Genomic DNA, 17,701 nt, shown 5'->3' with positions numbered 1-17,701 from the left:
TCCCTTATCCACGATCAGAGATCAGTTTCCCAACCAGCTGCGCGGTGTAATCCACAATCGGCACAATGCGCCCATAGTTCAAGCGCGTGGGTCCAATGACCCCGACCGCACCAACAATCTTTCGGTCTGCGTTCATATAAGGTGAAACCACCAAAGATGAACCCGTAAGTGAGAAAAGTTTGTTCTCTGACCCAATGAAAATGCGAACGCCCTCGCCTGTATCGGTCAATTCAAGGAAATCCGCGATATCACGTTTCCGTTCAAGGTCATCAAACAGGGTACGAATGCGGTCGAGATCTTTGTGGTCTTCGTCGGAAATTAGGTTTCCGTGGCCTCGTACAATCAAGCGTTCGGCTGATTCGCCTTTATTTTCCCACATGGCGGCGCCAGAATCGATGAGCTCTCGTGCGAGAACGTCAATTTCGAGACGGCGGGATTTTACCTCATGGGCGATTGCAACGCCGAGTTCGGAGAGCGTGCGCCCCTCTGCGACGGAATTGATGAAATTTGTGGCTTCGCGCATGGACGACGGGGTTTGACCGGGCGGAGGCGTAAAAAGGCGGTTTTCAACGTGGCCATCTGCAAAGACCAACACCACAAGCGCGCGGTCCGCAGCTAGACTGACAAATTCGACATGTTTTATCGGCGCTTCTTCGTGTTTTGGCGTGAAAACAAGGCTCGCGCCACGGGTCACACCAGATAACGCCGACCCGACACGGTCGAGGAGGGTGCCGACATCGCTGTCATTGGAGCCCAACGTTTGGTCGATCTTTTCGCGGTCACCACCATCCAGATCGCCGACTTCCAGAATGCCGTCGACGAACATCCGAAGACCCTGTTGCGTCGGAATACGGCCCGCACTGATATGCGGACTGCCAATTAGGCCAAGCTGTTCAAGGTCTTGCATAACACTGCGGATCGTTGCTGCGCTGACTTGTTCAGACAGGCTTTGAGTAAGCGTGCGGGAGCCAACGGGCACACCTGTTTCGAGATAGCCTTCGACGACACGGCGAAACACCTCGCGGGAGCGGGCGTTCATGTCGTCAAGTGTTGGTGTCTGATCTGACATTGCGGGCTTTCCCTAGGGCATCGGCAACTTGGCGTATGGATGCACGAAGGTCAATCGGGGTTGGAATTATGTGCGGTGAGGCGTATCGGGATGCAAACTCATTAAAGGATGATGCGATGCGCCCCTCAGGACGAAAAATTGATGAAATGCGGTCGATTTCAATTGAGGTTAATGTAACCCGTCATGCCGAGGGGTCGTGCCTGATCAAATGCGGTGACACCCATGTCCTGTGTACCGCGTCGATTGACGAGCGCGTGCCGCCGTTCTTGAAAAATTCCGGTCTTGGCTGGGTGACGGCGGAATACGGCATGTTGCCACGGGCCACGAACACGCGGATGCGCCGTGAAGCCAAGAACGGTCAAAGTGGGCGGACGCAAGAAATCCAGCGTTTGATCGGTCGGTCGTTGCGCGCGGGAGTTGATCGGGTGGCATTGGGAGAACGTCAGATCATTATCGATTGCGATGTTATTCAGGCCGATGGGGGGACGCGTTGTGCGTCAATCACTGGCGGGTGGGTTGCGTTAAAGCTGGCTGTACAGAAGTTGATGAAGGCGGGTGACGTGATTTCGGACCCATTGTTGATTCCGGTGGCTGCGGTGTCATGTGGTATTTATGCAGGTCAGTCGGTCCTGGATTTGGATTACCCTGAGGATTCCGAGGCGGGCGTTGACGGAAACTTCGTTATGACCGGGGATAAGCTGATTGAGATCCAGATGTCTGCTGAGGGATCGACGTTTTCGCGTGATCAGATGAACGCGATGATGGATTTGGCCGATAAGGGCATTGCGGAGCTGACGGCGGCGCAGATTGCGGCAGTTGGTTAATGCGTAGGTTTGACGGGACGGACCTTCTGATTGCAACGCACAATCACGGCAAACTTGTTGAGATTGCAGATTTGTTGTCGCCCTACGGGGTTGCGGTATCATCGAACGCGGATCACGGCCTCCCTGAGCCGGAAGAGACCGAGACGACGTTTGTCGGAAACGCGCGGATCAAGGCCCATGCAGCGACAAAAGCAACAGGTTTGCCTGCTTTGTCAGATGACAGCGGCATAACTGTGGATGGATTGGATGGTGCACCTGGCGTCTATACGGCAGACTGGGCCGAAACCTCGAACGGACGCGATTTTGTTAAGGCGATGACGCGGACGTGGGATGAGTTGGAGTCGCGCAGAGCACCTGAGCCAAGATTGGCGCAATTTCGGTGTTGTTTGGTTTTGGCGTGGCCTGACGGTCACGACGAAGTTTTTGAGGGCGTGATGCCCGGTCGTTTGGTTTGGCCGATGCGGGGCGATCAAGGGCATGGTTATGACCCGATTTTTCAGCCTGACAGTTTTGAGCAGACGTTTGGTGAAATGGACCGGTTCGAGAAGAACAGGATCAGCCACCGTGCGGACGCGTTTGCGAAGTTGATCGAGGGCTGTTTTGCCTGACGCTTTGGAATTCGGGGGGTTCGGGCTTTATATTCATTGGCCGTTTTGCCAGGCGAAATGCCCCTATTGCGACTTTAATTCTCACGTTGTCGCGTCAGTCGACCAAACACGCTGGGCGGCCGCGTTCGAGAAAGAAATCGACCGCATTGCGGATATGACCGGTGATCGCGTTCTGAATTCGGTGTTCTTTGGCGGTGGCACACCCAGTATGATGGACGTGTCTACGGTTGATCGGATTTTAACGCGCATCCAGAAACGTTGGAGGTTAGCCAACGATCTTGAGGTCACACTTGAGGCGAATCCAACATCAATAGAGGCCCAGCGGTTTGCGGGGTATTACGCCGCCGGCGTGAATCGTGTGTCTGTGGGCGTTCAGGCGTTGAACGATGCCGATTTGAAGGCCTTGGGTCGTCTACATTCTGCAGATGAAGCAATGGCCGCAGTGGAAATTGCGAGAACAACGTTTGATCGGGTTAGTTTCGATCTGATTTATGCGCGCCAAGACCAGAGCGTTGGGCAATGGCAGGCCGAGTTAACTCGCGCACTGGAATTTGAACCAGATCATCTGTCATTGTATCAATTGACTGTTGAGGACGGGACTGCGTTTGGCGACAGATTCAAGCGTGGACTACTGCGAGGATTGCCAAACGAAGATCTTGGTGCGGATCTTTGGGATGTCACGCAAGACGCATGCGAGAAGGCTGGATTGCCCGCCTATGAAGTGTCTAACCACGCGAAAATAGGCCAGGAGAGCCGCCATAATTTGATTTATTGGCAGTCAGGCGATTGGGCTGGAATCGGACCTGGGGCTCACGGCCGACTTACATTGGACGGTGTCCGCCGTGAAACTGTTTGCGTGAAGAGCCCTGGCATGTGGATTGCGCAGGTTGAATCCGGTGCTTTGGATCTTGATACGGGATCTGCCCTTGGGGCATCAGACATCTTGGAGGAGCGTGTCCTTATGGGGTTGAGAATGGTTGAAGGCATAGAGATGTCGGCGGATTGGATGACAGATAAATTTAATAAAATCAATGAGTTGGTGGTCATTGGTCATCTCGAAAGGACTACAAACCGGCTGACTGTGACAGCCCAAGGCCGTCCCGTCTTAAACGCCGTGATCAGCCATCTTTTGACAAACTAGCTTCCAGACAGCAGTCGCAACAAGTCGTCCAATTGTTCAAGATCGCGGTAGTTCAACACGACCTGACCATTTTCACGTCCTGTGACGTGCGCGATGTTGACCTTTAGGCCCAGATGCGCAGACAGATCGTTTTCAATCTGAACCGTATCCGCGTCTTTCGTCACAGTCTCGGCGGAATTAGGGCTCTTTTTTGGATTTTTTGATGTCTTCGCAAGTTTCTCAGCATCTCGAACGGAGAGCCCTTTCTTGACGATCTCCGCTGCAAGTTTGTCTGCATCTGGGTGTCCGACGAGGGTCCGAGCGTGCCCCGCAGACAACGTTCCATTTTGCAAAAAAGATTGAACGGAAGCGGGCAGTGTGAGGAGGCGCACTAAATTGGCGATGTGGCTGCGGCTTTTACCAAGCGCTTTTCCCATGTCCTCTTGGGTTCGACCAAATTTTTCCATCAACTGTTTGTATCCAGCCGCTTCATCAATTGCATTGAGGTCGGAGCGTTGAATGTTCTCAATAATTGCGACTTCTAGGACTTCGAGGTCGGTAAATTCACGAATGATAACAGGGACGACGTGCAATTGTGCGCGTTGTGCCGCGCGCCACCGACGTTCCCCAGCGACAATTTCATATGAGCCATTTTCAGATGGCTTTCGGCGCACAATAAGAGGTTGGATGATCCCTTTTTCGGCGATTGAGGCGGTTAGATCATCCATCGCCTGATCATCAAATGTGCGGCGTGGCTGGTCAGGGTTAGGATAGACTTGATCCGTTGGTAGAGTTTGATCCGTCGGGTTCAGTGCAGATTTCGGTGCCTCAAGAGGGGTGTTCACATCGGACATGAGGGCGGAAAGCCCACGACCAAGGCCGCGGGTGGGTGTCTTAGGTGTGCTCATGATGCTCTCCGGTTTTTTGGGGTTCGCTCACGGTCAATAATTTCTTTGGCCAAGGCGTGATATGCGTGCGACCCTTTGGATGCAGGGTCGTAATCGATGATCGGCAGGGCGAAGGACGGCGCCTCGCTCAGTCGGACATTGCGAGGGATGACAGTTTCAAACACTAAGTCACCCAAATTCCCGCGGGCGTCTGCCTCTACTTGTTGGCATAGGTTGTTGCGTTTGTCGTACATCGTTAGAACAACGCCCTCTATGCGAAGCGATGGTTTTGCCGTCTGGCGGATATCGCGGATTGTTAACATTAATTGCGATAGACCTTCGAGGGCGAAGAATTCGCTTTGGAGGGGGACAACGACGGCATCCGAAGCAATCATGGCATTCACTGTCAATATGTTGAGTGATGGCGGGCAATCTATCAATATATAGTCTAGTGCAAGTGAATCGATGTCGGGTTGATGAAGCGCATCGTGCAGCATGAAGCTGCGTTTTTCGTTCGCCATGAGGTTGATATCAGCTGAACTTAAATCGGTAGTTGCTGGGATTATGAGCAGATTCTCAACGCTTGTATTTTTTACGGCGTCTGACGGCATTACGTCCCCCGTCAGTAGGTCATATGTCGTGATATTGCGATCTGCCAACTCAATTCCCAAGCCAGTTGACGCGTTCCCTTGAGGGTCCAGATCAATCAAAAGTACCCGTCGACCAGCGCGGGCGAGTGCGGCGCCCAAATTTATCGTTGTTGTCGTTTTTCCGACGCCGCCCTTTTGATTCGCGACCGACAGGATCCTTGGCTTGGTCTTGCGACTAAAATTCACGGCGGATTATCCTTGAAAGTTCGAACACCCGAGAATCGGGATTGGTCTGACTGGCGTGCGCTTTGACATCAAAAAGCCAAGCTTGTGCTGCTTGGTCCAGTTCTTCTTGGTAGCGAGCGCCTTTTGGAAATATTGCGGTACCTTCTGGCCGCAAGAATTTTTCGGCATAGCCCAAAAGATCACTCAATGGGGCCAAGGCCCGTGCGCTTAAGACGTCAGCCTTCGCGACGTCTGCGTCCGTTATTCGCTTATTTACGATTTTGATGTCTAAGCCCAGCTCTCTTCGAGCCGTTTTTAGAAAAAGACATTTGCGCTGATCGCTTTCAATCAATGTCATTGGCCGTTTTTGTTGATCCAATATTGCCACAACCAGCGCCGGCAGTCCGCCGCCGCTGCCAAGGTCGGTCCAGCACGTCCAATCATCAGGCGCGCAATGAAAAACCTGCGCGCTATCGACGATATGTCGATCCCAAAGATCAGGCACACTGTTTGGCGCGATAAGGTTAATCGCTTTTGTCCATTTGGTGATCAGAGCGCACAACTGCTCAAGTTTATCCATTGTTTCACGTGAAACATCGACACCTCCGACAGACATCATATCACTGCTCATGACGCTTTGGCCGTCGTTTGACGCTTCTTTATCTCAGCCGCGACTAGCATCAAGGCCGCCGGTGTGATTCCGTCGATGCGGGCCGCTTGAGAAAGGTTGTCGGGCAGGGCGGTCTTCAGTTTAGACTTCAACTCGTTGGAAAGACCAGCAATTGAATCGTAGCTCATATTATGTGGAATAAGTTTTCCGCTGTCCCTTTTCATACCTTCGATATCTCGCATCTGACGTTCGACGTAGTGAGAATACAGTGCATCCCGTTCCAACTGGGAGGCGATATCTTTTGGGATTTCGGACAACTGCGGCGCAATCGCGGCAAGGTCGTTCACAGTGGTTCCGGCTATGGTCAGTGCATCCGCCAATGTACGCTTCGGGCCATCAACGCTCACCTTCACACCCACGTCATTCAATGCTCGAGATGACGCAGTAATACCCGATAGTTCTTCTCGCCCGCGATCAAGTTCAATCTTTTTCTTAGAATAGACCATCCATCGTGCGTCCTCGACACAGCCAACGCTTCTACCAAAGCTTGTTAGACGCTGATCTGCGTTATCGGCTCGTAATGATAGCCGGAATTCTGCCCGTGACGTGAACATTCGGTACGGCTCTGAAACCCCGCGGACTGTTAAATCATCTATCATCACACCGATATATGATGTTGAACGATCAAAAAGAACTGGATCGCAGTTTCCAGCGCACGCGGCGGCGTTTAGACCAGCAACGATTCCTTGCGCGGCTGCTTCTTCGTAGCCGGTTGTTCCATTAATCTGACCCGCCAGAAATAACCCTGGCATGCGTTTCAGTTCAAGCTGCGTACTCAAGCTACGTGGATCGATGTAATCATATTCAATTGCGTAGCCGGGTTGGAGTATCTTCGCGTTCTCCAGACCCACGATCGAGTGAACGTACTGCTCCTGCACATCGACAGGCAAAGAAGTGGAGATGCCATTGGGGTAGATCGTGTAATCCGTAAGACTCTCAGGTTCTAGAAAAATTTGGTGCGACTTCTTATCGGCGAATCTGACAACCTTATCTTCAATGGAAGGGCAATAACGCGGTCCAACACCATCAATATGGCCCCCATACATCGCCGACCGGTCTAGGTTTTTGGCAATTATTTCATGAGTTTCAGAGTTTGTGTGAGTGATCCCACAGGCAATTTGTTTTGCAAACGTAGTCCGGTGCATGAACGAAAAAAGTTCTGGGTCCACGTCTGCGTCTTGTCGTTCAAGTCCATCCCAATTTATCGTTCTGCCATCAAGACGCGGTGGAGTGCCAGTTTTTAGACGGCCCAGTGGCAGGTCGTACGACGAGAGGCGTTCGGCCAATGCGATAGAGGGAAGATCACCCATCCGTCCACCCGCTTTGGCAACGTCGCCGATATGGATAACCCCACGCAAAAAGGTGCCTGATGTGAGCACGACAGTTGTCGCAGAAATTTTTGAGCCATCCTTAAGAACAACACCAGTAACGCGCCCGTTCTCTAGCGTAAGGTCAACAACCTCACCTTCACGCAGGTCTAGGTTTGATCGCGCGGCTGTAAGTTCTTGAACGGCATTGCGATAAAGGGCGCGGTCGGCTTGGGTCCGTGGGCCTTGGACCGCGGGGCCCTTTCTCCGGTTCAAAAGCCGGAACTGGATGCCCGCGCGATCCGCAGCGCGGCCCATAATCCCGTCCAGCGCATCAATTTCACGCACAAGGTGCCCTTTGCCCAAGCCACCGATCGCTGGGTTACAGGACATCACACCAAGATCCGTTAGCCGAAGAGTGATCAGCAGCGTGCGAACACCGGACCGGGCAGATGCGTGCGCAGCCTCACAGCCAGCGTGACCACCCCCGATGATAATGACATCATATGTATGTTTCACGTGAAACAATCCTCACTTACCGATGCAGAAACTTGAGAAAATCTCACCTAGCACGTTTTCAACATCAACGCGACCGATGAGACTGTCGAGAGATCGAATCGCAATCCGAAGGTCTTCTGCTAACAAATCAACAGGCATGTCATCAACATCTAAACCCAAAGTGACCGCGTCCAATGCGACAGCAGCTGCCTCTAACGCCCTTTGATGACGCGTTCGTGTTGCGACTCCCGCCCCGGCGAGCTGTTGGCGAAGATGGGATGAAATCTGATCCAACAGGCGATCCATCCCATAGCCAGTCGAACCCGAGACAGCATCCTTCACAGGTTCCTTGTCCAGATCAGCCTTTGATTTGACGTATATATCTAGACCAAAACCTGATTGGGCAGGGTTTTTCGACAGATTTTCCATAAGATGAACCCGAACGTCTGCCGCCGATGCCCGGTCTTTTCCGCGAGCGATTCCGATACCTTCCAGAACATCGTCAGAGTCCCTTAATCCAGCGGTGTCCAGGATCGTGACCGGCAATCCATCAAGATCCATCTTAACCTCGATCACGTCACGGGTCGTGCCAGCAATATCCGATGTGATAGCGGCTTCGCGACCAGCCAGCCTATTTAAAAGCGTCGATTTCCCTGAATTCGGAGGCCCAACAAGCGCCACCTCAAACCCATCTCGCACGCGTTCACGCACGCGGACACCAGCGGCTTCGTAGCGGACTTCCTTGGTCACTATGTCAATTAGTCCTCTGACTTCGGGATATACATCAACTGGCACATCTTCATCGACGAAATCGATTGTGGCTTCCAACAACGCAGCAGCACGGACAAGGCTAACGCGCCAACCAGATGCCAGATCGCCCAATGCGCCTTGGAAAACCCGCACTGCTTGGCGACGCTGGCTCTCCGTTTCGGCATCTATTAAATCGGCGAGCCCTTCGACCTGAGCCAGATCAAGTACGCCATTTTCCATGGCCCGCCGCGTAAACTCGCCCGGCTCAGCCAGGCGCAAGTTTAACCCGCCAAGGCGTTTAAGGACTGCGGCTACGATAGCGGGTGAGCCATGCGTTTGCAGTTCGACAACCTGTTCTCCGGTAAAGCTTCTGCGCGGCGCAAAGCTGATAGCAAAGGCTTGATCAATCAAACTGCCATCTGCTGATGCCAGTTTAACCAATCGCCGATCCTGATCGCCCAAAACCGCACCCATGGTGGCACAGCTTTTTAGAGCGTCCGGCCCAGAAACTCGGATGATCGACACACCAGCCTTACCTGCCGCCGTCGCAAGAGCAAAAATTGTATCCATTTTAATTAACCCATTGTTTAATAACAATAAGTTATGTGTTCATGGAATCGAAGAAGTCAGAGTTTGTCTTCGTCTGTTTCAACTTTGAGATCAGGAATTCAATCGCATCTGTGGTACCCATAGGGTTCAGGATCCGGCGCAGAACAAAGGTTTTCTGCAGATCAACTTTGTTGATCAGCAGGTCCTCTTTGCGGGTACCAGACTTAAGGATATCCATAGCAGGGAAAACGCGCTTATCAGCAATCTTGCGATCCAAGACGATTTCCGAGTTACCGGTACCCTTGAATTCTTCAAAGATGACTTCGTCCATCCGGCTGCCCGTATCGATGAGGGCCGTTGCGATGATCGTCAAAGACCCACCTTCTTCGATGTTACGCGCTGCACCAAAGAACCGCTTCGGGCGCTGCAGCGCGTTCGCGTCCACACCCCCTGTCAGCACCTTACCAGACGACGGAACTGTCGTGTTAAACGCACGACCCAAGCGTGTGATAGAATCCAAAAGAATGACAACGTCGCGCTTATGTTCAACAAGGCGCTTAGCCTTCTCAATCACCATTTCAGACACAGCCACGTGACGAGTTGCAGGTTCATCAAATGTTGACGAAACAACTTCGCCTTTCACAGAACGTTGCATGTCCGTAACTTCCTCAGGGCGCTCGTCGATCAAAAGCACGATCAAATAACACTCAGGGTGATTGGCAGCGATGGAATGTGCAATGTTTTGTAACAGGACCGTCTTACCTGTCCGTGGGGGTGCAACGATCAGACACCGCTGGCCTTTACCAATGGGGGCCACAAGATCGATGATTCGCGCTGAACGGTCTTTCATCGTAGGATCAGCAGTCTCCATGATCAGACGCTCATCAGGATACAAAGGCGTCAGGTTCTCAAAGGCAACCTTGTGGCGCGCGCGTTCTGGATCTTCAAAGTTGATCATTTCAACCTTGGTCAGCGCAAAATAACGCTCTGTCTCGGATGGCTCCTGAATAACACCGTCAACAGTGTCACCCGTCCGCAAGGAATGTAGACGAATCATATCGGGGGAGACGTAAATATCATCCGGACCGGGCAGATAGTTTGCACCCGGAGAGCGCAGAAACCCGAAACCGTCCTGAAGCACCTCAAGAACGCCGTCGCCGCCAATGATCCAATCATCTTCGGCCCGTTCCTTGAGGATCGAAAACATGATGTCGCCTTTGCGCATCGTCGACGCGTTCTCGATCTCCAGCTCTTCCGCCAAGGACAACAAATCCTTTGGGCTTTGCGCTTTAAGATCGGCAAGGTTCAAGCGGTCCGTTGCCACAATTTTTTCAGGAACTTCGGCGGGCATTACGTCGTCAGTCATCTTTCGGTCTCCGGCCACATGCGCGGCCTTTTCATAGTCTGTTCTGAAAAATTACCACTCGGACGAACGGCTTCTCTGGCTAAGCTTTTTCGGCAAGCCTGTCAATTCTATGAAGCCGATGTATCTGTAAGCGCGCAATGACGCTTACTTTTCTATCTAACAAAGAAGAATCTTAAAAAGGTGTTTGTAGTGGTAGTGTTGTGGATAGCCGTCGGAATCGAACAGTTCCACAAGTTTATCCACATATGCCCAAGGTTAAAATTGAAACTAAAGATGATATAATACGTCATAACATATTGAATAAAAAATAGTTTTTATATAGAATTAGCTCTTGTTAGGTAGTAGACAACGAGTCCGGTTCGACTTTATCCACAGCTTCGATTCGTCCTTATCCCTCGTGGATAAGCGGGATATCACTTAGGATATCTCGCATAACTTTCACCATCTGGAGGATGTGTTGCGCTTAACCCCAAATCATCCCATGACGTGTTAACACAGTCACCCACTGGGATATCCACATGGCCAACCAGATTATTTTAGCGTCCTCGTCCGACATTCGCGCCAGCTTGCTGCGCAATGCCGGTGTTACCTGCGATGTCATACCAGCGCGAATCGATGAAGATTCGATTAAGAAAGCGCTTGAGGCCGAAGGGGCATCGCCACGAGATATTGCAGACACATTGGCAGAAATGAAAGCCCGTAAAGTCGCTGAAAAAGGCGCAGGAACGCTGGTTTTAGGATGCGACCAAGTGCTGTCGTTTAAGGGGTCGATCTTGTCAAAGCCGCAAACCCCACAAGATTCGCGTGATCAACTCCGTATGTTGCGGGGCGAGACGCACCAACTTCTATCGGCGGCCGTTGTCTATGACGGGCTCGAACCTGTTTGGCGCCACGTTGGGGTTGCCCGACTCTCGATGCGCGATTTCTCGGACGATTATCTGGATGACTATATCGATCGGAATTGGGACAGCATTCGTTGGTCTGTTGGCGGCTATAAAATCGAAGAAGAGGGCATTCGTCTGTTTCGTATGGTACAAGGTGATACCTTTACAATTCAGGGCCTGCCTCTCTTGGAGCTCTTGTCTTACCTCACGCTTCGCGGAACACTGCCAACATGACTGACCTTAACATTCCCCTCGCCGGTGTTATCGGCAACCCGATTGCGCAGTCACGCTCGCCGCAGTTGTTTCGCCATTGGTTGAAGACCTATGATCGGGCGGGATTCTACATCCCCATTCATGTGACCGAAGCGAATTTGGCGGACGTGATCCGAACATTACCAAAAATGGGTTTTGTTGGGTGCAACGTGACAGCCCCACACAAGGTCGATGTGCTTGAGATCGCGGACCTTGCGACCGACCGTGCGACTTTGATCGGGGCGGCTAACACGTTGATCTTTCGTAAAGACGGCAAGATTCACGCTGACAACACCGACGGATACGGATTTATCGCTAACTTGAAGCAAGGCGCACCAGGATGGGCGCCATCAATTGGTCCTGCCGCGGTTCTGGGTGCTGGTGGTGCGGCGCGCGCTGTCATTGCGTCTTTGATTGACGTTGGCGTGCAAGAGATTTTTCTAAGCAATAGAACGCGCCCCAAGGCGGAAGCCCTCAAATCTTCGTTTGGTACAAAAATTACAGTGGTTGATTGGGTGCAAGCGGGCAATATGCTTGAGGATGCGGCGACAGTCATAAACACTACATCCCTTGGCATGACGGGAAAGCCTGAATTTAGAGTGCCTTTAGACGGCTTACGGCGGGGCACAGTTGTCACAGATCTTGTGTACAGCCCCTTAAGAACTCGACTCCTGATAGAGGCTGAGGCCGCAGGATGCGTCGTTGTCGACGGTTTGGGTATGCTTTTGCACCAAGCTGTGCCGGGGTTTGAACGCTGGTTTGGTGTGCGTCCCGAGGTGGACGTCGACACCCGCGCTGCCGTCCTCGCATGACGTTCATCCTTGGACTAACGGGGTCCATCGGCATGGGCAAATCCACCACAGCGCAGATGTTTGCCGATCAGGGCGTGCCAATCTGGGATGCGGATGCGGTCGTGCGCAAATTATATGCGACAGGAGGTGCCGCGGCTACTAAGATCGTCCAGCATTATCCTGATACGATTGAGAATGGGGCGGTGTCACGTAGAAAACTGCGCGAACTTATTGCAACCGATCCAAAAATTCTTGATCATATTCAAATACTTGTGCATCCCTTAGTTGCCGCGGATCGTGCGGCGTTTTTGGCGACGTCCACCGCCAAAGTGATCCTGTTGGATATCCCACTTTTGTTTGAGACTGGCACAGACGGGTTGTGTGATGCCATTGCAGTTGTGTCCGTTCCGTCCGACGTTCAGAAAAGTCGGGTCTTAGCTCGCGGCGAAATGACCGAGGCGGATTTCGATCTCATTCTTGCACGACAAATGCCTGATTTGAAAAAACGAAGCAAAGCGCGTTGGGTCATACCTACGCTAAAACTGGACGAAGCGCGGGTTCATGTGAAAGATATCCTCGCTGAGATTGATAAGGATTTGGCTAATGCGTGAAATTGTCCTCGACACCGAAACCACCGGATTTGAACCGAGTGAGGGCGACCGCATTGTCGAAATTGGCGCGATTGAGCTGCACAATCACATGCCGACTGGCCGCACGTACCATCAGTATATTAACCCAAAACGGACAATGCCTGCTGGCGCATTTGGTATTCACGGCATTGGCCCCGATCTACTTGAACCGCCGCAGACACCAACTGCGGGTCAGGTTCTTTTGCGCGATAAACCAGTGTTTGCCGAAATTGCGCAAGCGTTTGTAGATTTCATCGGTGATTCAAAGCTGGTCATTCACAATGCCGCGTTTGATATGAAGTTCCTGAATGCGGAACTGGGTTGGGTCAATCGCCCGCTGCTGCCTATGGGCCAATCCCTCGACACGCTTGGGATCGCGCGTAAGAAATTTCCTGGATCACCCGCTTCTTTAGACGCGTTGTGTCGGCGATTCGGTATCGATAATTCCAATCGCACGTTGCACGGCGCGTTGTTGGACAGCGAAATTCTAGCCGAGGTGTATCTGGAACTGATTGGTGGTCGCCAACCAGATCTGGTGATGGGCGACCAGACAGGTTCTAATGCCAAAAACGGGGGCGGTGCAGAATGGCGTCCGCAGCTGCGTACCACACCGTTGGCGCCCAAAATAAAAGCGGCAGAGGCGGATGCCCATGCCGCTTTTATAAAATTGCTTGGCGATAACGCCCTTTGGAACAAATCCTAGATGTCACATCCCGTAAGGTATACTCCTGCGCCTGAATTGACCTGACGAATTTGGGCCTGCGATTCACTTCGTCGCATGGCCAAAGGCGGTTCAGTCTGTATTTTGAGTTTATGATCAAGCAATACAAAACAGTCTCCTTATCCGACGAGCAGCGCATAGCACTTGAAGCGCTTTGCCGCCGCCGCAAAGTTGACGCCCTTGTTTGGAAACGGGCGCGCGCGTTTCTTCTTTTGGACGCAGGAGAAGACGCCGGAACGGTTTGCCGGATTTTGGATATTGGCCCGACAGTTTTGACGGAGTGGCGATTTGCCTTTGCCGGTGCGGGACTATCGTTTTTCGGTCTGAAGGACTACAGCCAGCGTCAGGGTCATTTGTCCGTCGTGCAAGAGCAGGCGGTGAGAGCCCATTTCACCGCGCAGCCTGCCCGCAATGCCGATGAGGTCTGTGCCTATGTTCTAGCCGAGTGCGACCAAAACTACAGCACGTCGGGAGCCGCCAAGCTGATGCGCCGCCTGGGGTTCGCGTATAAGAAACCACAATTGCTGCCTGCACAGGCCGATGAAGCCAAGCAGGCTGCGTTTATTGCCAAATATGAGGCCCTGATGAACGGGTTGGCCGCAGATGAGATGGTTGTCTTTTCGGACGCTGTCCACCCCGAACACCAGAGCCGCCCCGCCCATGGTTGGTTCCCCAAGGGACAAAAGACGGCCCTGAAGGCGACATCAGGGCGCAAGCGGCTCAACATTCAGGGCGCGCTTGACCTTGAGACTTTCCAGTTCACCTTTGTGGAAGGCGAGAAGATCAATGCCCAGACAACCCGACAGATGCTGGAAAAGTTGGAACGCAACAACCAAACCAAGACGGCCATCCACGTCTTTGTCGACAATGCCCGCTATCATCATGCCAAGATACTACAGCCATGGCTGGACAGCCCAGAACGTCGGGTGAAGTTGCATTTCTTGCCAGCATATGCCCCGCACCTCAACCCGATCGAGCGTCTTTGGGGTGTTATGCACAAATGGGTCACCCACAATCGGCACTATGCAACGTTCAACCAATTCACAGAGGCCATTTTCGACTTCTTCCGCAAGACCCTGCCAGAAAAATGGCCAGAGTTCCGCGACACCGTCACCGACAACTTCCGCGTCATATCGCTCAAGGAATACAAAGTGATTTGAGGGGAAAACCTCAGGTCAATTCAGGCGCGGGAGCATACATTGAAAGTGACAGTCTTTCAGGTCCTTACGGTCAAATAAACTTGCGCTATAGCTATTCTCTGGATGAGCGAACAAGATTTGGGTTTGGTGTATCCCTTGCTCGATCAGAGCCCCAAGAGAATCATTTTAGGTACCTGGAAGGACGCGTCTCAGCTGACATCTCACGTAACTTTTCAAACCATGGAAACATTGGCCTCTTCGGAAGTTTCACAACTCGTGGATACGATGACTTTTTCCCGGCCACTAATCTCGTACGTCAAGACGAAACGGTTATCTTTGGCGCCTCATACAGCCCTCGAAGTTTTGAAATTTACGGATCACGACCACGCCTATCGTGCCAGAACGAACAAAACTCATCAAATATCGCTTTGTACGAATATGAAACGACAGACTGCGGGATCACATTTGAACGATCATTCTGAAAATACCTTGAGTAAAAGTGTTCCGCGGAGCCAACTTGCAACATGCTGTTTGGACCCTAGGAATAACTGATTTGGCGTTTTAAAGCTAAGGTATTTTCTGGGCTGGCTGTTAATCTTTTCGTTGATCTTAACCACTTCCTCATCACTCAGATCATCAATGTCTTTTCCCTTTGGGATGTATTGCCGTATCAGACCATTAGTGTTTTCGTTGAGGCCCCGCTCCCAGGAGTGATAGGGGTGCGCGAAGAAACCCTCGGCTGTCAGCTCGCGGGCAATCTCTTCGTGGTAAGCAAATTCTCTGCCATAACACCTTCGGAATGATGCTGGTTTAGAGGTTATGACCACCTGCGCAGCCCTCAAATAGCGCAGCAGGCAGGGAGAAGTCCACTTCGATACCCAGCCCCTCACGATTAAAGTCATCCAACACATTGAGGGTGCGGAACTTCCGTCCATCCGCAAGCTGATCCACCATGAAGTCCATTGACTAAGTCTGGTTGAGAGCCTCTGGCACCGCCAACGCGTCCGGCTTGGGCCGTTGCAGCCGCTTTCTTGGCCTAATGCGCAGGTTCAACTCCAGCTCGCAGTAGATCCGCTACACCCGCTTGTGGTTCCATTCAAAGCCTTTGACATTGCGCAAATACAAAAAGCACAAGCCAAAGCCCCACGTCTTGCGATTGGCCGTCAGTCGAACCAACCAATCTGCGATCTCAGCATTCTCATCACTGAGCAGCCGTTCATAGCGGTAGCAGGTCTCGCTAATCTCGAAGGTACGGCAGGCCATCGCGATGCTGACACGCCTATTCTCGACTGCTTTAACGGCCATCTCACGTCGCTGAGATGGCCTTACGGCTTTTTTTCAAGAGCTTCCTTCAGCAAGTCATTCTGCATGCTCATCTCAGCATACATCCGCTTCAGACGCCGGTTCTCGTCTGCCATGGCCCTCATCTGCGACACCATCGACGCATCCATCCCGCCATACTTCGAACGCCATTTGTAAAAGCTGGCGCTGCTCATGCCATGCTCGCAGCAAAGCTCAGAGACCGGCACGCCGCTCTCTGCCTGCCTCAAAATACCCCCTCTCGGCAGATTGCTGTGCAATCGCCTGCCTGGAAATGCATGATCTGTGCGTCGCTAAATCGTCCGTTCTTCATCAAAAATCTCCTCAGATATCTTGCTGAGAAAATTCTACTTTGGAACACCACTAATTTTAGGGGGGATTACCCGAAGTAGTTTACGCCTCGGCTTTTTTCTGCTGTTCCGCACGCAGCGCAAGCTGCTGGCGATAAATTGCCACGAAATCAATCTGCTCAAGGTTCAGCGGCGGGAAGCCACCGTCGCGTGTGATGTCGCTTACAATGCGGCGCACAAACGGGAACGTCATACGTGGGCATTCGATCATCAAGTAAGGATGCATCTGAGCTTCTGGTACACCTTCGATTTCGAACACGCCAGAATATTCCAATTCAAGCAGGAACAACATATTCTCTGTGCCAGCGTTCTGCGAAGAAACCTTGAGTTTGGTGATAACCTCAAACTGATTTTCCGCGCCGCGTTTGCGGGCATCGAGGTTCACCTCGACTTTGATTTCTGGTTTTACTTCGCCATCAACGCCTTTTTGCGCCATGACGTTTTCAAATGAGAGATCACGGACAAACTGGGCAAGAACGCGTTGTTTGATCTGTGGTGCTGCTGGCGCTGCGTCTGCTGCGCCATTTGGCATTGTCTTGTCTTCTTCGGCCATGTGGCCCTCCGATGTTTAATAAATTTGATGTTTTGTATCAGGCGCGGGCGCGGGCCTCAACGTTTAGTCCATTCAGATGGGCCATCTTGTGGTGGATTTTCTGGATCGACCTCTTTAAATTCGCCATCAATAACGCGATCGCGGGGTTGGCCATGGGGATTAGAGGGGCGTGGTTGCTGGCCATCTGGCCCCATCTGAAAATTCTGGACATTAATTCGGGCGCGCAGATAGCGATAAACTGCGGATCGAACAGCCGGAACAAGGAGGGCAAAACCGATAAAATCGGTAAAAAAACCTGGCGTGAGCAGTAAAGCGCCAGAAAAAAGGATCATCGCACCATGTGCCAAAGGTTCGGTCGGGTCTTGCAGGTTTGAGAATGACGTTCGCAAGTTGAGCATCGCCCGCGCGCCTTGACTGCGTACCATCCACGCTCCCAAGACCGCCGTTCCAATCACAATAGCGAGTGTCCAGCCAAGCCCGATTGCACCGCCAACTTGGATAAACAGTGTGATTTCAAGCAGCGGGATGCCGATAAAGAGTAAGAGCAACAGCATGAGACCTCCAGATAAGCAAATGAATCGTTGGGGCTAAGGTGGACT

The 17,701-nt window shown here is 52.1% G+C and carries 18 protein-coding genes and 1 pseudogene; 9 read left to right on the top strand and 10 right to left on the bottom strand.

Annotation, left to right across the window (positions count from 1 at the left end; genetic code table 11):
- Positions 1-4: 4 nt before the first annotated feature.
- Entirely contained in the window at positions 5-1,069 is a 1,065-nt protein-coding gene (hrcA, locus tag OA238_RS24415) for a heat-inducible transcriptional repressor HrcA (RefSeq protein ID WP_015497263.1), read from the bottom strand.
- A gap of 116 nt (positions 1,070-1,185) precedes the next feature.
- Between hrcA and rph the strand changes: the two genes are divergently transcribed.
- Genes rph through hemW form a run of 3 tightly spaced genes read left to right on the top strand, consistent with a single transcriptional unit; the run spans position 1,186 to position 3,642 of the window.
- Positions 1,186-1,893 (top strand): ribonuclease PH, encoded by a 708-nt coding sequence (gene rph / locus OA238_RS24410; protein WP_044037547.1) that lies wholly within the window; start codon positions 1,186-1,188, stop codon positions 1,891-1,893.
- Entirely contained in the window at positions 1,893-2,501 is a 609-nt protein-coding gene (gene rdgB, locus OA238_RS24405; protein ID WP_015497261.1) for an RdgB/HAM1 family non-canonical purine NTP pyrophosphatase, read from the top strand. The genes rph and rdgB overlap by 1 nt, the downstream gene beginning before the upstream one ends.
- Positions 2,494-3,642 (top strand): radical SAM family heme chaperone HemW, encoded by a 1,149-nt coding sequence (gene hemW, locus OA238_RS24400; protein ID WP_015497260.1) that lies wholly within the window; start codon positions 2,494-2,496, stop codon positions 3,640-3,642. The genes rdgB and hemW overlap by 8 nt, the downstream gene beginning before the upstream one ends.
- On the opposite strand, the gene OA238_RS24395 is transcribed toward hemW, so the two are convergent.
- From OA238_RS24395 to rho, 6 genes are read right to left on the bottom strand one after another with little or no spacing between them, the layout of a single operon-like run.
- On the bottom strand, positions 3,639-4,529 hold the full coding sequence (locus OA238_RS24395) for a ParB/RepB/Spo0J family partition protein (RefSeq protein ID WP_015497259.1): 891 nt from the start codon (positions 4,527-4,529) through the stop codon (positions 3,639-3,641). The genes hemW and OA238_RS24395 overlap by 4 nt on opposite strands.
- On the bottom strand, positions 4,526-5,344 hold the full coding sequence (locus OA238_RS24390) for a ParA family protein (RefSeq protein WP_044037544.1): 819 nt from the start codon (positions 5,342-5,344) through the stop codon (positions 4,526-4,528). Before OA238_RS24390 ends, OA238_RS24395 begins: the two co-directional genes overlap by 4 nt.
- Positions 5,334-5,942, bottom strand: coding sequence for a 16S rRNA (guanine(527)-N(7))-methyltransferase RsmG (gene rsmG, locus OA238_RS24385; protein ID WP_015497257.1), 609 nt, complete (start codon positions 5,940-5,942; stop codon positions 5,334-5,336). The genes OA238_RS24390 and rsmG overlap by 11 nt, the downstream gene beginning before the upstream one ends.
- Positions 5,943-5,950: 8 nt before the next feature.
- Complete coding sequence (gene mnmG, locus OA238_RS24380; protein WP_144055976.1) at positions 5,951-7,828, bottom strand: tRNA uridine-5-carboxymethylaminomethyl(34) synthesis enzyme MnmG; 1,878 nt, start codon at positions 7,826-7,828, stop codon at positions 5,951-5,953.
- 3 nt (positions 7,829-7,831) lie between these two features.
- Positions 7,832-9,118 carry a tRNA uridine-5-carboxymethylaminomethyl(34) synthesis GTPase MnmE gene (gene mnmE / locus OA238_RS24375; protein WP_015497255.1) on the bottom strand — a complete coding sequence of 429 codons (1,287 nt, stop codon included), beginning with the start codon at positions 9,116-9,118 and terminating at the stop codon, positions 7,832-7,834.
- A gap of 31 nt (positions 9,119-9,149) precedes the next feature.
- Positions 9,150-10,421 carry a transcription termination factor Rho gene (gene rho, locus OA238_RS24370; protein ID WP_044038755.1) on the bottom strand — a complete coding sequence of 424 codons (1,272 nt, stop codon included), beginning with the start codon at positions 10,419-10,421 and terminating at the stop codon, positions 9,150-9,152.
- A 560-nt stretch (positions 10,422-10,981) separates the two neighbouring features.
- On the opposite strand from rho, the gene OA238_RS24365 reads away from it, so the two are divergent.
- The 6 genes from OA238_RS24365 (at position 10,982) to OA238_RS35310 (ending at position 15,361) form a co-directional block, all read left to right on the top strand.
- Positions 10,982-11,581 carry a Maf family protein gene (locus OA238_RS24365; RefSeq protein WP_015497253.1) on the top strand — a complete coding sequence of 200 codons (600 nt, stop codon included), beginning with the start codon at positions 10,982-10,984 and terminating at the stop codon, positions 11,579-11,581.
- A complete protein-coding gene (locus tag OA238_RS24360; RefSeq protein ID WP_015497252.1) occupies positions 11,578-12,411 on the top strand; it encodes a shikimate dehydrogenase in 834 nt (277 codons plus the stop codon). Before OA238_RS24365 ends, OA238_RS24360 begins: the two co-directional genes overlap by 4 nt.
- A complete protein-coding gene (coaE, locus tag OA238_RS24355; RefSeq protein WP_015497251.1) occupies positions 12,408-13,001 on the top strand; it encodes a dephospho-CoA kinase in 594 nt (197 codons plus the stop codon). The genes OA238_RS24360 and coaE overlap by 4 nt, the downstream gene beginning before the upstream one ends.
- Positions 12,994-13,722, top strand: a complete 729-nt coding sequence (gene dnaQ / locus OA238_RS24350; protein WP_015497250.1) for a DNA polymerase III subunit epsilon — start codon at positions 12,994-12,996, stop codon at positions 13,720-13,722. Before coaE ends, dnaQ begins: the two co-directional genes overlap by 8 nt.
- A gap of 110 nt (positions 13,723-13,832) precedes the next feature.
- On the top strand, positions 13,833-14,900 hold the full coding sequence (locus OA238_RS24345; protein WP_015497249.1) for an IS630 family transposase: 1,068 nt from the start codon (positions 13,833-13,835) through the stop codon (positions 14,898-14,900).
- Entirely contained in the window at positions 14,828-15,361 is a 534-nt protein-coding gene (locus OA238_RS35310; RefSeq protein ID WP_083906823.1) for a surface lipoprotein assembly modifier, read from the top strand. Before OA238_RS24345 ends, OA238_RS35310 begins: the two co-directional genes overlap by 73 nt.
- Here OA238_RS35310 and OA238_RS30850 read toward each other — a convergent pair.
- The 3 genes and pseudogenes from OA238_RS30850 to OA238_RS24320 form a co-directional block, all read right to left on the bottom strand.
- Positions 15,353-16,512 (bottom strand): annotated as a pseudogene (locus OA238_RS30850) (IS30 family transposase). The gene OA238_RS35310 and the pseudogene OA238_RS30850 overlap by 9 nt on opposite strands.
- Before the next feature lie 80 nt (positions 16,513-16,592).
- The gene (gene secB, locus OA238_RS24325; protein ID WP_015497247.1) at positions 16,593-17,102 is read right to left on the bottom strand and encodes a protein-export chaperone SecB; all 510 of its coding nucleotides are present in this window, start codon (positions 17,100-17,102) and stop codon (positions 16,593-16,595) included.
- Between the two features lie 56 nt (positions 17,103-17,158).
- Positions 17,159-17,656, bottom strand: coding sequence for an FxsA family protein (locus OA238_RS24320; protein WP_044037539.1), 498 nt, complete (start codon positions 17,654-17,656; stop codon positions 17,159-17,161).
- Between the last annotated feature and the right edge of the window lie 45 nt (positions 17,657-17,701).

This window comes from Octadecabacter arcticus 238, assembly GCF_000155735.2.
Classification (GTDB): Bacteria; Pseudomonadota; Alphaproteobacteria; order Rhodobacterales; family Rhodobacteraceae; genus Octadecabacter; species Octadecabacter arcticus.
Note: the sequence above shows the minus strand (reverse complement) of the source record. Positions and strands in the feature narration are given on the sequence as shown.